Origin of the sequence: Janthinobacterium sp. BJB401 (genome assembly GCF_013372745.1) — a bacterium.
In the GTDB taxonomy this organism is placed as follows: Bacteria; Pseudomonadota; Gammaproteobacteria; order Burkholderiales; family Burkholderiaceae_D; genus Janthinobacterium; species Janthinobacterium rivuli.
The window spans coordinates 21,722-35,685 of record NZ_JABXFH010000046.1; the positions used below are offsets into that span (position 1 = coordinate 21,722).

Annotated in this window: 8 protein-coding genes; 6 read left to right on the top strand and 2 right to left on the bottom strand. The window is 65.5% G+C overall.

The window, feature by feature from the left end:
* Nucleotides 1–501: 501 nt before the first annotated feature.
* On the top strand, nucleotides 502–1,266 hold the full coding sequence (gene xth, locus HWE17_RS23115; protein WP_176390384.1) for an exodeoxyribonuclease III: 765 nt from the start codon (nucleotides 502–504) through the stop codon (nucleotides 1,264–1,266).
* On the opposite strand, the gene HWE17_RS23120 is transcribed toward xth, so the two are convergent.
* Nucleotides 1,263–4,922, bottom strand: coding sequence for a bifunctional diguanylate cyclase/phosphodiesterase (locus HWE17_RS23120; RefSeq protein ID WP_176390385.1), 3,660 nt, complete (start codon nucleotides 4,920–4,922; stop codon nucleotides 1,263–1,265). The two genes, xth and HWE17_RS23120, sit on opposite strands and share 4 nt — an antisense overlap.
* A 211-nt stretch (nucleotides 4,923–5,133) precedes the next feature.
* On the opposite strand from HWE17_RS23120, the gene prpR reads away from it, so the two are divergent.
* From prpR to HWE17_RS23145, 5 genes are all read left to right on the top strand, one after another.
* Complete coding sequence (gene prpR / locus HWE17_RS23125; protein ID WP_176390386.1) at nucleotides 5,134–6,765, top strand: propionate catabolism operon regulatory protein PrpR; 1,632 nt, start codon at nucleotides 5,134–5,136, stop codon at nucleotides 6,763–6,765.
* 24 nt (nucleotides 6,766–6,789) lie between these two features.
* Complete coding sequence (locus HWE17_RS23130; RefSeq protein ID WP_176390387.1) at nucleotides 6,790–7,734, top strand: phytanoyl-CoA dioxygenase family protein; 945 nt, start codon at nucleotides 6,790–6,792, stop codon at nucleotides 7,732–7,734.
* Nucleotides 7,735–7,824: 90 nt separating this feature from the next.
* Complete coding sequence (locus HWE17_RS23135) at nucleotides 7,825–8,697, top strand: alpha/beta fold hydrolase (RefSeq protein ID WP_176390388.1); 873 nt, start codon at nucleotides 7,825–7,827, stop codon at nucleotides 8,695–8,697.
* Nucleotides 8,698–8,700: 3 nt separating this feature from the next.
* Entirely contained in the window at nucleotides 8,701–9,750 is a 1,050-nt protein-coding gene (locus HWE17_RS23140; protein ID WP_278318142.1) for a sensor histidine kinase, read from the top strand.
* On the top strand, nucleotides 9,747–10,466 hold the full coding sequence (locus HWE17_RS23145) for a LytTR family DNA-binding domain-containing protein (protein ID WP_176390389.1): 720 nt from the start codon (nucleotides 9,747–9,749) through the stop codon (nucleotides 10,464–10,466). Before HWE17_RS23140 ends, HWE17_RS23145 begins: the two co-directional genes overlap by 4 nt.
* A 5-nt stretch (nucleotides 10,467–10,471) precedes the next feature.
* Here HWE17_RS23145 and HWE17_RS23150 read toward each other — a convergent pair whose 3' ends face one another.
* The gene (locus HWE17_RS23150) at nucleotides 10,472–13,837 is read right to left on the bottom strand and encodes a S41 family peptidase (RefSeq protein ID WP_176390390.1); all 3,366 of its coding nucleotides are present in this window, start codon (nucleotides 13,835–13,837) and stop codon (nucleotides 10,472–10,474) included.
* Between the last annotated feature and the right edge of the window lie 127 nt (nucleotides 13,838–13,964).

The window sequence follows — 13,964 nt, forward strand, 5'->3', positions numbered from 1 at the left end:
CTATTGATGTCGCAAAACAGTCTCATAGATATAGTACTGCAATTTATATAACAAGTCTGGCGGCGCCAGAGACGGAATTGACACTCCGTCCCCGGCACAGTGGTCATGTAATCGGAATAGCAATTACAACTAATTACAACTGCTTCCTGTTCGGTTCTTCACTTGGCTGTAACAAAGCCGTATGACACAGTTGTTACACGGTGCCATTTTAGTAGTTTTTATCGCGTTTTAGCGAGAAACTTTACACCTTTGTCGCGTTAAACGGCGGGACGCATCCTGCCGCGCCAGCCACTTATGCCAAATCAAACATAGGGGTTGATCAATGATACACAAAAACATAATATTCATGCGCCACGATTGGTTAAGTATAAAGATTTTATCCCTCCTCTTTTTCCCGGCCAGTCAATAAAGCCCATACCGGGCAAGGGGCGCAGGACGCCATCGACACGCATGCGGTAAGATTCGCGCCTATCGCCACCTATTCAAGCAAGGATTTTTCCCATGAAACTCGCCACCTGGAACGTCAACTCGCTCAAAGTGCGCCTGCCGCAAGTGCTGCAGTGGCTGACAGACAACCCGGTCGACATACTCTGCCTGCAAGAGACCAAACTGACGGATGACAAGTTCCCCGTCGCCGAGATCGAGGCGGCCGGCTACCAGGTGGTCTTCAGCGGCCAAAAAACGTACAACGGTGTGGCCATCCTGTCGAAGCTGCCGATCACCGACGTGGTCAAGAACAACCCGCGCTATGAAGATGCGCAGCAGCGCATCCTGGCCGCCACCATCGGTGGCGTGCGCGTCGTCTGCGCCTATGTGCCGAACGGCCAGAGCGTCGATTCGGACAAATACGAATACAAGCTGGGCTGGCTGGCCGCCCTGCACGACTGGCTGGCCGAAGAAGCGCAGCAGCATCCGCAACTGGCCGTCGTCGGCGACTACAATATCGCGCCCGACGACCGCGACGTGCACGATCCCGTCGCCTGGGCTGGCCAGGTGCTGGTGTCGGACAAGGAACGCGCCGCCCTGCAGCGCCTGTTCGACATCGGCCTGACGGACGCCTTCCGCCTGTTCGAGCAGGCCGACAAATCGTTCAGCTGGTGGGATTACCGCCAGCTGGGCTTCCGCCTGAACAAGGGCCTGCGCATCGACCATATCCTGCTCTCGCCTGCCCTCGCCGGCCGCTGCACGGCTTGCGTCATCGACCGCGTGCCCCGAAAATGGGAACAGCCATCCGACCATGCCCCGGTGGTCGCAACGATCGACTAAGCAGGTAACCGCTCCAACAGCGATTGCGCATTGGCAGCTGGCACTGGCGCGGAAAACAGATAACCCTGCGCATAGCGGCAGCCGTTCGCCTGCAGCAGGGCGAACTGTTCTTCCGTCTCCACGCCCTCGGCCACGGCCGACAATTGCAGGCTGTCGGCCAGCGCGATGATGGCCGCCACGATGGCGCGGTCTTCCGCGCTATGTTCGAGATCCTTGATGAAGGCGCGGTCGATCTTGACCTTCTTCACGGGGAAGCGCTTCAGGTAGGCCAGGCTGGAATAGCCGGTGCCGAAGTCGTCGATCGACAGGCGCAAGCCCATGCCGTTGATCTGGCGCAAAATCTCCAGCGTATGCTCGCCGTGCTGCATCAGCGCCGTCTCGGTGATCTCGAATTCCAGCAGCGCCGGATCGATGCCCGTTTCGCGCACCACGGCGCCGATGGCCGCCACCAGACCCTTGTGCATGAACTGGCGCGGCGACAGATTCACCGCCAGCGGCACCGGCTGCAAGCCCTGGCGCTGCCAGGCCATGCTTTGCTCGCACGCCTGGCGCATCACCCACTCGCCCACCGGCACGATCAAGCCGTTTTCCTCCATGATGGGAATGAAGCGGTCCGGCAGCACCAGGCCGTGGCCGGGGCGGCGCCAGCGCAGCAGCACTTCCATGCCGTGCAGCCGGCGCGTGGCGATATCGATGATCGGCTGGTAAAACAGCTCGAACTGCTGCAGCGCCAGCGCCGTGCGCAAGCTGCTTTCCAGATCAAAATGCAGGGCCGCCGCCTGGTTCATCGTCTGCGTGAAGAACTGGTAGTTGTTGCGGCCATTGCCCTTGGCGTGATACATGGCCGCATCGGCATGGCGCATCAGCGCGTCGACGTCGCCGCCATCGTCCGGATACAGGCAGATGCCGATCGACGGCGTCACGTGCAGCACGTGGCCGTCGAGCGGAAAGGCGGGCGTCAGCGCCTCGATGACCTTCTCGGCCACGCGCGCCGCCTCGTCGCTGCCACGGATGCCCGGCACCAGCACGACGAATTCATCGCCGCCCAGGCGCGCCACCGTGTCGCTGGCGCGCACGGCGCCGCACAGCCGGGCGGCCACTTCCTTGAGCAGCAAATCGCCCGTCATGTGGCCCAGCGAATCGTTGATGGTTTTAAAGCGATCCAGGTCGATGAACATCACGGCCAGCTTGCGCCCGGAGCGCTGCGCGGCCAGCATGGCCCGCTCCAGCCGGTCCGACAATAGCGCGCGGTTCGGCAAGCCCGTCAGGTTGTCGTGGTAAGCCATGTGATGCACGCGCGCCTCGGCCTGGCGCCGCTCGGCGATCTCGCCCTGCAGCAGCAGGTTGGCGCCAGCCAGTTCGGCCGTGCGTTCCTGCACCCGCAATTCCAGTTCGTCGCGCGCGCGGCGCACCGCCTCGGCCGCCTCGCGGCGCGCCGTCACGTCGTCGACCAGCCACACGGAACGGCCATGCGCATGCGCCAGGTCGAACGGCCGGCCGGACAGGCGCGCCCAGAAGCGGCTGCCATCCTTGCGCACCAGCTGGTATTCCGACATGTGCACGCGCCCCGCATCGAAATCGCGCGCCGTCTCGCCGCGCGCCACCTTCCACGCGGCCACGTCCGGATACAGGGCTTGCACCGACAGGCCGTTGATCTCGCCGGGGCCATAGCCGAACAGCTCTTCCATCTTGCTGTTGGCGCGCAAATTGTAGCCGCCCTCTATCACCGAGATGCCCAGCACGGCGCTGTCGAGGATGGCCTGGTTTTCCAGCAGCGCGTTGCGCAGGGATTCTTCGGCGCGCTTGGCTTCCGTGCGGTCTTCGATGATCCAGATGGTGCCGGCGGCGGGGTCGTCCGGATTGACGACGTAGGCGATCAGCTGCGCCCACAAGGTCGTGCCGTCGCGGCGCATCATCTCGACTTCCGTCTGGAAGGGCTTGGCCACCGACAGGAAGGGAAAGGCCGCCGCACCCAGCAACTCGTACGATTGCTGCGACACGTACAGCGCGCGTCCGGGCAAGCCCAGCGCCTCGTCGCCGCTGTAGCCGAACATCGCGGCAAAGCCCAGGTTATAGCGCGTGATCTGGCGGTTCTTGGTGTACAGGATGCTCACCGAGGCATTCGTCATGATGGCCGCCACCTCCATCTGCGCCTGGCGGCTGGCCGTGATGTCTTCCAGTATCCAGATGGCGCCCTGCTCGCTGTGCGTCTGGTCGACGGCCTTGGCGCGGATGCGGCACCAGAACAGGCTGCCGTCGCGGCGGCGGAACAGCGATTCATCCTGCTCGTACGGCAAGCCCTGCCCCAGCAGCGGCGTCGCTTGCACGCCAAACGCCTCGTAGGCGACGGGCGAGGGAAACAGCTCGGCGGCGGGCAAGCCCGTCATCTCTTCCTGTGCGTAGCCGAACATTTCGGCAAAGCGGGGATTGCAGCGCAGGATCAGGCGCGAACGGGAAAACAGGATGCCGACGGAGGCATTGTCGAGAATGGCCTGCTGCTCCAGCATCAGCTGGCGCGTCGCCTCCTCGGCCGCCTTTTGCGCGCTTCGGTCGTCGAACAGCCAGATCGTGTCGCGCAAGCCGCGATCCGTCTGGCTCTCGGGATTGAGCACATAGCCATACGCCAGCGCCCAGAACGTGGAGCCGTCGCGCCGGCGCATTTCCATCTCGCCCTGGAACGGCAGGCCGCGTCGCAGCAGGGGCGAAGCCTGCCGCACGACATTGTCATATGCCGCGCGCGACGGATACAGGTCGGCGACGGCCAGGCCCACGCCGCTGTCGCCGTCAAAGCCGAAGCATTCGGCGAAGCGCCGGTTGTAGCGCAGCACGCCCTTGTCGCGCTGGAAGCCGATGGCCAGCGGCGCGTTATCCATCACGGCCTGCATTTCCAGCATGGCGCGGCGCAACTGGTCTTCATCGCGCCGGTGGTCGCTGATGTCTTCGATGATCCAGACCGTGCCGTCATGCGTATTGAGGGGATCGACGGCGCGCCCGTGCAGCCGGCTCCAGAACAGCGTGCCATCCTGGCGCCGCAATTCCAGCTCGGTGCGGTATGGCTTGCCCTTCGAGAGCAGCGGCGCCGCTTCCAGCCCCAGGGCGCGGCAATGCTCGGCGGAGCGGTACAGCACCGCGCCCGGCATGCCCGTCAGCTGGTGGCGCGCATAGCCGAGCATCTCGGCGGCGCGGATATTGCACTCCTCGATGAAGCCGCCCTTGGAAAAGACGATGCCGACGGCCGCGCTTTCCAGGATGGCCTGCTGCTCGAGCAAGGTCTTGCGCAAGGCTTGCTGGTCGCGCTGCTGCACGCGGATGTCGGCAAACACGAGGGTCGCACCGGGCAAGCCATCGTCCACCAGAAGCGGCCTGGACCAGACCTGCACGGCGATGGCGCCCGATACCCCTTGCAGGCTGCTGTCCCACTGCCGCTCGCGTCCGGCCGCACCGAGCGCGCCGCGCAGCATGCTGGTGCTCGACGCGCGATAGGCGTCCGTAAAGCAATCGGTCAGCAAGCGCCCCGAAATATCTGTGCCCAGCAAGGCCTGCAAGGCGCCATTCGCCGCCACCACCATGCCGCAGGCATCGCAGGCACAGGCCGGCAAGGCGATCAGCTGCAAGGCATCGGCAATGAAATCGGGACTGGTGGGGACGCGGTTCATGGACACCATGGGACGGTTAGGGACGAGATAAACATGCGCTTGGGAAAATATTCTTCCAAGCATCATGGTGCTGCTAGATCATAAACCAGTTTCCACGGGTTTTTTCATATTCCTTATTGGCAATATCTGAAACGCCACAGACCACTTGCAACACGATCGTTGCAACGGCGTTGCATGGCAAGAAAATGAAACAAATCGTTTAGAATAAAGCATGCGCCGCCCTCCCCAACCTCCGCTCGACCACCGCGACAAACCCGTCATCTGGACCGTCTCCGTCTCGCGGCTGTTCGACCTGTTCCGCGACATCACGCTCGAATACGACGACCTGGCGACGATCGAACCGATCAACCTCGGTTTCGACGACGCCGTGCGCCACATCCGCGAACGCATGGCCACCGAGCGCTGCGACGCCGTCATCGCGGCCGGTTCCAACGGCGCCTACCTGAAAGGCCGGCTGTCGGTCCCCGTCATCATCGCCAAGGCCAGCGGCTACGACGTGATGCAGGCGCTGGCGCGCGCGCGGCGCATCTCGCCGCACATCGGCGTCGTCACCTACCAGGACCCGATGCCGGAACTGGCCGAATTTGCCGCCACCTTCGGCTTCCAGATCGCGCAGCGCACCTACGCCACCGAGGAAGACGCGCGCGCGCAGATCAATGAACTCAAGGCGGCCGGCGTCAAGGCCGTCGTCGGCGCGGGGCTCGTCACCGACCTGGCCGAAGAGGCCGGACTGGCCGCCGTCTTCGTGTATTCGGCCACGGCCATCCGGCGCGCCTTCGACGACGCGCTGGAACTGGCGCGCCTGACGCAGATCGAATCGACCCGGGGACGCCGCGCGGTGGTGGCCGACACCCTGCGCGCGCGCCACGGCCTGCACGATCTGCGCGGCGAATCGGAAGCGATGGAAGCGCTGCGCCAGTCGGTGGTGCTGTATGCCCGCTCGCCGGCGACGGTGCTGATCCAGGGCGAAACGGGCAGCGGCAAGGAACTGGTGGCGCAGGCGATCCACCGCGAAAGCCCGCGCAGCCTGGGCGCAAACCGCCCCTTCATCGCCATCAATTGCGGTGCCATCGCCGAGTCCTTGCTGGAATCGGAACTGTTCGGCCACGAGGACGGCGCCTTCACGGGCGCGCGCCGGGGCGGCCATGCGGGCCTGTTCGAAGCGGCCAACCACGGCACCCTGTTCCTCGACGAAATCGGCGAAATGCCGCTGGCCCTGCAAACGCGCCTGCTGCGCGTGCTGGAAGAGCGCGAAGTGGTGCGCGTGGGCGGCACGCGGCCCATCGCCATCAATGTGCGCATCATCAGCGCCACGCATTGCGACCTGGAGCAACGCATCCGCGAAGGCCGCTTCCGCGCCGACCTGTTCTACCGCCTGGCCGTGCTGCGCCTGCATTTGCCCGCCTTGCGCGAACGCGCCAGCGACATTCCTGGCCTCGCCGAGTGGTCGCTGAAAAACGCGCTGGCCGCGCTGGGTGCCCGTCCGCACCCCAACCTGCATGCGGAAATCCAGGCTTGCGCGCCGCTGCTGCGCCGCTACGACTGGCCCGGCAACGTGCGCGAACTGCGCAACCTGGCCGAGCGCCTGGCCCTGTTCCTGGCCGCCGAACCGCTGCAGGCGCTCACCCCCGCCTTCGTGCTGGGCGTGGCGCCGGAACTGGGCAACGCTGCCGGCACGGCACTGCCGCTGGCGCCGGCCGCCGCCGCTGTCACCGCCGCGCCGCGCCTGGAAGACGAAAGCGCCAGCGCCGTGCTGGCGCGCTTCGGCGGGCGCCGCGACGCCGCCGCCCACTATCTCGGCATCAGCCGCACCACCCTGTGGCGGCGCCTGCGCAGCGGCTGACTTTTCAACCATACCCCAAACACCATGGACGACTGGCCTCATTTGCACGAATTATGGCAACGCTGCACGGGACACGCTGGCGCGAGCGGCAACCAGGGACTGGCGCGCGACCACCAGGACATCAAGGCGCTGTACGCGCGCGGCATTTCCATGGAAGACGCCATGCAGTTCCTGTTCCAGCAGCGCCCTACCCTGGAAGCTTTCCAGGCGTGGCTGGCTGGCCGCACGCGCGTGCGCCCGGCGCACGCCGCCAGCGCGCACCAGGACGTGCTGTCCGCCGCCGAGCTGCGCCATTTCGAGGAGCACGGCTATCTGGTGCTGCGCGGCGCCGTGCCACGCGCGCAGTGCGAGGCAGCCCGGGCAGCCATCTGGGACTATCTGGACGCCAGTCCCGATGATGCCGCGTCGTGGTACCGGCCGCACCCGGGCAAGCGGGGCCTGATGCTGCAGTTTTCCGACCATCCGGCCCTCGAGGAAAACCGCCACAATGCGCACATCCGCCACGCCTGTCAGCAGCTATATGACACCGGCATCGGCACTGGCACTGGCACCGGCATCTACGCCAGCATCGACAAGGTCAGCTTCAATCCGCCGCAAACGCCGCAGCACAGCTTCCCTGGCAGCGCCCTGCACTGGGACGTCAGCCTGCAACTGCCGATTCCCTTCAAGCTGCAAGGCATGCTGTACCTGAGCGACTGTCCGGCGCAGCACGGCGCCTTTCACTGCGTGCCCGGCTTCCAGCACCACATGGCCGGCTGGCTGCGGCAAGTGCCGCCGGGCCGCCAGCCGCGCGAATGGGCCGTCGACAATTTGCGGCCCGTGCCCGTCGAAGGCATGGCCGGCGATTTCATCATCTGGCACCAGGCGCTGCCCCACTGCGCCACGCCCAACCACGGCCCGGCGCCGCGCATGGTGCAGTACCTGACCTACCTTCCCGACCATTGCCAGGACCAGGATGTGTGGATATGAACCGCTCATCCCGCCCTGCCGCCGTTCATCCCGCGGCGCTGGCAGCCGCACGCCTGTGCCGCTAGCATGGTCGTCAAGGAGGAGTACCCCATGAAACGAACACTGCAAACCTTGATCTTATCTAGTGCCCTGCTGGCGGCAGGCGCCAGCCAGGCCGCCGCCCCCAAGGCCTTCACGGTCGAAGTCACCGGACAAGGCCGGCCGCTGATCCTGATTCCCGGCCTGGCGTCGTCCGGCGAAGTGTGGCAAGGCACGGTGGCGCGCCTGTGCGGCCCACAAGCCGCACGCCAATGCCACGTGCTGACACTGGCCGGCTTTGCCGGCGCGGCGCCCATCGAAGGCGACTTGCTGGCGCAGGCGGAGCAGCAACTGGCCGACTACATCGGCACCCAAAAACTGGGCCAGCCGGCCATCATCGGACATAGTCTGGGCGGCTTCCTGGCCCTGAAAATGGCCATCGACCATCCGGCGCAAACGGGCAAGCTGGTGATCGTCGACTCGCTGCCGGCGCTGGGCGCGACGCAACTGCCCTCCATCACGCCGCCCCAGCTGCAAGCCATGGCGACGCAGATGCAATCGGCCATGCGCGCGCAGGATGGCGCCACCTACGCCGCCAGCCAGCGCCGCGCCGTGACCAGCATGGCCAGCGCGCCGGCCGACGTGGAACGCATCATCGGCTGGGGCCAGCGCTCGGACCGCGAGACGGTGATCAAGGCCATGGGCACCCTGATGGCCAGCGACCTGCGCCAGGACGTGGCGAAAATCAAATCGCCGACCCTGGTGCTGGGCACCTGGATCGCCTACAAGGACTTTGCGCCGCGCGCCGCCATCGAGGCTACCTTCCAGCAGCAGTATGCACAGCTGCCCGGCGTACAAGTCGCGCTGGCCGACACGGCGCGCCACTTCATCATGTACGACCAGCCGGACTGGATGCATGCGCGCATCGAACAGTTCCTGGACTAGGCAGTGAACACGCCCTTGCAACGGCCGCCGCTGCTGGCCAGGATCAACTGGTACTGGACCTTCCAGCTGGCCGGCTGGGGCGCGCTCACCCTGTTCAACAGCGTGTATGGCGGCTCCACGCAGCTGCGCACCGTCGTGACGATTGCCGGCTGGGGCTCGCTGGGCGGGCTGCTGCTGTCGCACCTGTGGCATGGCGTCCTGCAGCGGCGCGGCTGGGCGGCGAAAGGTCTGCGCTGGACACGCATCGTGCCGTCGCTGATCGTGCTGGCCGCCATCCAGACGGCCAGCGTGGCGAGCGCCTTCCACGTCATGTATCCGCCGCACACCATTCGCGGCATCGCCTGGCTGCCCGGCGCCCTGCTGTTCTGGTTCGGGGTATTCCTGACCTGGACGGTGTTCTACTTCACCGCGCTGTCGCTGCGCCGCGCCAGCCGCTTCGAGGCCGAGGCGCTGCGCCTGGAAGTGCTGGCCAAGGACGCCCAGTTGCGCGCCCTGCAGGCGCAAGTCAATCCGCATTTCTTCTTCAACAGCCTCAATAGCGTGCGCGCACTGATCTTCGAAGACCGCGAAGCGGCCGCGCACATGATCGACCAGCTGGCCGGCCTGATGCGCCACGCGCTGCAGTCCAGCCAGCACGCCACGGTGCCGCTGGCGGCAGAACTGGACGCCGTGCGCGCCTACCTGGCCATCGAACAGAGTCGCTTCGAGGAACGCCTGCGCGTCAGCTTCGACATTCTCCCCGGCCTGGAGCACGCGCGCGTGCCGCCCATGGCCCTGCAAACGCTGGTGGAAAACGCCGTCAAATACGGCGTCGAAGCGAGCGCCGAGGGCGGCGACATCCGCATCGCGGCGCGCCGCGGCGCCGACACGGACATGCTGCGGATCGAGGTGGCCAATACGGGTGAGCTGCGCGGCGCATCCGGCTCCACCGGCATCGGCCTGCGCAATGCGCGCCAGCGCCTGCAACTGGCCTGCGGCGAGCGCGCCAGCCTGGAACTGCGCCAGCAGGCGGGCTGGGTATATGCCACCATCGACTTGCCGGAGCCGGCATGAACGGATCGCCGCTGAAGGTAATGCTGGTCGATGACGAGCGCCTGGCGCGCGCCGAGCTGCGGCGGCTGCTGGCGCCGCATGTGCAGCAAGGCGTCGTGGAGATCGTGGGCGAGGCGGCCAGCGCGGCCGACGCCGTCGCGCAGATCGGCAAGCTGCGCCCCGACCTGCTGCTGCTCGACGTGCAGATGCCGGGCGGCTCCGGCTTCGACCTGCTGGCCGCGCTCGATGATGCGCCCGACGTCATCTTTTGCACGGCCTTCGACCAGTACGCGCTGCAGGCATTCGAGGTCAGCGCCCTCGACTACCTGCAAAAACCCGTGCAGGCGGCGCGCCTGGCCACGGCGCTGGCGCGTGCCGGTGCGCGGGCGCAAGCCGTGCCGCCGCCCGCGCCGCGCAAGGTCTTCATCAAGGACGGGGAACGCTGCTGGTTCGTGGCGTTTGACGATATCCGCCTGCTGGAATCGGAAGGCAACTACACGCGCGTGCATTTCGGCGCGCAGCGTCCGCTGATGCTGCGCACCCTGAACCAGCTGGAAGAAAAGCTCGATCCTGGCCTGTTCCTGCGCGCCAACCGGCGCCAGATCGTCAACCTGGCGCAGGTGACGCAGCTGGCGCCAAATGCCGCCGATGGCCTAGCCCTGCACCTGCAGGACGGCAGCGTGGTCGAGGTGTCGCGCCGCCGCGCGCAACAGTTCAAGGCCGCCTGCGGCCTGTAGCCGGACTACTTCAGCGCGGGAATCGGCTGCGCCTGGAATGCGGGGCGCGGCTGCTCCTTGAGCTTTTTCGCCAGCATGTCGAGCGCCACTTCCAGCTGGCGGTCGGCGCCATTGAAGGTGGCGTGCGGCGGGTTTTCCACCTCGACGTCCGGCACCACGCCCACGCCTTCGATCAGCCACTGGCCGTCGATGCCGAACTGGCCATTTTCCGCCACGCGCGCCATGCCATTGTCGGCCAGGCGCGTATTGTCGCTGAGCCAGACGCCGGCGCCGGCCGTGCGCTTGCCCACCAGCGGCGCCAGTTTCAATGCCTTGATGCCGGCGGCGAAAGTCTCGCCATCGGAATACGTGAGTTCATCGACCAGCACCACCAAATGGCCGCGGAAGGTGTTCTGCATGTTCGACGACGGCTGCACGCCCGGCGGCGCCCAGTAGGCCCAGGCCTTGCGCAGCAGTTTTTCAATGATCCAGCTGTCGATATTGCCGCCGTTATTGCGCCGCACGTCGATGATCAGGCCTTCGCGGTTGATGTTGGCGTAAAAGTCGCGTGCGAACGAGGCGATGTCATTGGCGCCCATGGCGCGCAGGTGCAGGTAGCCGATGCGCCCCTGCGAAGCGGCCGCCACCTGCTCGGCGCGGCTCAATTCCCAGTCGCCATAACGCAGCGCCGTCTGTTTCGCCATGTTCACGGGCGTGACGATGACGGCGCGCGGCGCGCCCCCTTTTCCATTACTCCGTTTGACCTGCAGCAGCACCTGCTTGTCGGCCTGGTTCAACAGCAGGTCGCTGATGTCGCGCGCGGCCAGCACGTCCTTGCCGTTGACGGCCGTGATCACGTCGCCCGCCTTCACGTCCACGTCGGGGCGCGACAGCGGCGCGCGCGCCGAGGGCAATTCCGCTTCGCTGCGGTAGACATGTTCGACCCGGTAGCCCTCGCCGGTGCGCGCCAGCACGGCGCCGAGGCCCGCCGGCGTGCCTTCCTGCTCCGTGCGGCGCAATTCGCCGGGACGGATCTGCGAATGCAGGGCGCCCACTTCGGCCACCATCATGCCGAGTACATCATTGAGTTCGGCGCGGTCCGTGACCCGCTCGACCAGCGGCGCATATTTGTCGCGCGCCGCTTTCCAGTTCACGCCGCGCATCTTCGCGTCGTACAGGAAGTCGCGGTGCAAACGCCACGCATCGTTGAACATCTGCTTCCATTCCAGGCGCGGATTCGACACGAACGTCCAGTCGTCGACCTTGACCTTGGCCTTCGACAGGTCGGCCGGCAGCTTGGCGCCCGCCTCGATCACCAGCATCTCGCCCGGCCCGGTGGCGGCCGCAGTACGGTAATACAAATGCTTTTTATCCTGCGCCAGGTCGAATTCGCGCACATTGGCCACCAGCAGTTCCGGCTTGGAGCCGGTATTGCCAATCGCCAGGGTCTTCAGGCTGGACTTGTTCTCGCCGCTTTCCCGTTCCAGGAAATACAGGCGCTTGTCGTCAGCGGCCAGCGCGCTGTAATTGCCCGCCGCCAGCGGCACTTCATACAGGCGCTCGGCCAGGCCCTGGCTGACGATGGCCGGCAAGGCGGCCGGCGCCTTTTTCACGGCGCCCTTGCCGCCGGCCTTTTCCAATGCCTTTTCCGCCGCCTGTTCAGCCGCCTTTTCATCGTCCGTCTCGGGTGGCTTGACGCCAGGGCGGCTCAGTTCATCGTCGGGCTGGAACGGGAAACGGTTGCCCGGCTGCAGCGCCAGCGCATATACGCCGATGCGCTTGTCGAACACGGGGCCCATGTTGCGATCGCCCCACGGCGAGCCGTTGGCCAGCTGGAAATTGCGCGCCGACATGAAATACAACCACTTGCCGTCGGGCGAAAACACGGGTGAACCGGACGTATAACGGTCGCTGGTGACGAATTGCAGCTGCTTCGATGCGAGGTTGTACAAGCCGATCTGCTCGCGCTGCTCGTTGCTGGCCACGCGCACGATGGCCAGGTTATGGCTGTCGGGCGACCATTGCACTTCGTCATGCTTGTCCACGCCGGCCTTGCCCGCGTCGTCGATCAGCTGGTTGCCCCTGGTCGCCAGGTCCAGCAGCCAGAAACGGCCCTTTTTGTCCGTGTGCGCCAGCCAGCGCCCGTCCGGCGATGGATACAGTTTCCAGCGGTGATTATCTCCCTGCGTCGTCAGCTGCTCGCCCTTGCCCGAGCCATCGGCAGCGTACTTCCAGATCTCATTCTCGCCGCTCGTGTCGACGATGGCAAAGACGGATTTCTCGTCGCTGGAAAACACGGCGTCGCGCGCCCGCGCCCCTTCGGGAATGGCGATATCGACTCGGCGCAAACTGCCCGTGCCGGCGATGCTGACCTTGCCGCGGGCGGTGAGGATGATGCGCTCATCCTTGCCCGACACCTGCACATTGGAGAGGGTGTCCAGTGGCGAGCGGATCTGGCGCGCGCGCTGCTGGACGAAGTCGGACACGAGGCTGATCGGCAATGGCGACGACTCCGTCCCTGCCGCCAGGTCCAGCACCTGCAGGTCCGCACCCAGTTGATACACGATCTTGCCGTCGCCCAGCTGGGCATTGCGCACGTCCCACTGCGTGTGGCTCGTCAACGCGCGGCGGTCGGAGCCGTCCGGCAGCATGCTCCACAGATTGTCGCTGCCGCCCTCGTCGCTGATGTAATAGACTCTGCCTTGCCACCACATGGGGCGCTTGTTGTTGCCAGCCAACACAGCAGGCTCCGCGTGCATGCGCACGGCCTCGCCCTTGCCATCGAGGTCATAGCGCCACAGGGTCGCATGCGCGCCACCCCGGTAGTTGCGCACATTGTCATTGGTCATGGCCAGGCCGAAACGCGTGAAGAACAGCGTCTTGCCAGAGTCATCGAGCACGGCGTCGTTGGCGTCGGCCACGGGAAACACGCGGCGCGTCTGTTTCACGGGATCGATGGCGGCGACGATGCGGCGCGAAGCGGGGCCATCCGTATTTTGCGTGCTGACCAGCACCTCGCCCTGCGCCGTCCAGCCCAGCACCAGCACGCCGCCATTGTCATACGAAATACGGCGCGGCAAGCCGCCGGCCAGCGGCATCACATACGCTTCCTGCGCCCCTTCATAGGCGGCGGAAAAGGCAATCCACTGGCCGTCGCGCGAAATCGCCGCGTTCGTTTCATAGCCGGGATGCGTGGTCAGGCGCTGCGCCGCGCCACCGCGCAGATTGCTTTTCCACAAATCGCCTTCGGCCGTGAAGACGACGGTATCGCCACGCACGGCGGGAAAGCGGAAATAGCTGCCGGCAGGCGCGGCGGCAACAGCGGCAGCGGCGGCGTTACCCAGCAAGCCGGCGGAAAACAACAGGAAGGCGAGAGTACGGGAAATTTTCATGTGGACATCCAGATGGCGGTCAGGCGGTATGGACACCATGTCGATACCGGATAGCAATTCTGGCATAACTATGACCAAAGAAAACCTTCTTAAAACCTTCTTTATTGCCCATAAAAACGTAAAAAAA

What these genes read in the sequence shown, in the direction of transcription:
- HWE17_RS23135 (WP_176390388.1), top strand. Translation starts at nt 7,825, where the DNA reads ATGAAACGAACACTGCAAACCTTGATCTTATCTAGTGCCCTGCTGGCG.
- xth (WP_176390384.1), top strand. Translation starts at nt 502, where the DNA reads ATGAAACTCGCCACCTGGAACGTCAACTCGCTCAAAGTGCGCCTGCCG.
- HWE17_RS23145 (WP_176390389.1), top strand. Translation starts at nt 9,747, where the DNA reads ATGAACGGATCGCCGCTGAAGGTAATGCTGGTCGATGACGAGCGCCTG.
- HWE17_RS23150 (WP_176390390.1), bottom strand. Translation starts at nt 13,837, where the DNA reads ATGAAAATTTCCCGTACTCTCGCCTTCCTGTTGTTTTCCGCCGGCTTG.
- HWE17_RS23130 (WP_176390387.1), top strand. Translation starts at nt 6,790, where the DNA reads ATGGACGACTGGCCTCATTTGCACGAATTATGGCAACGCTGCACGGGA.
- HWE17_RS23120 (WP_176390385.1), bottom strand. Translation starts at nt 4,922, where the DNA reads ATGAACCGCGTCCCCACCAGTCCCGATTTCATTGCCGATGCCTTGCAG.
- prpR (WP_176390386.1), top strand. Translation starts at nt 5,134, where the DNA reads ATGCGCCGCCCTCCCCAACCTCCGCTCGACCACCGCGACAAACCCGTC.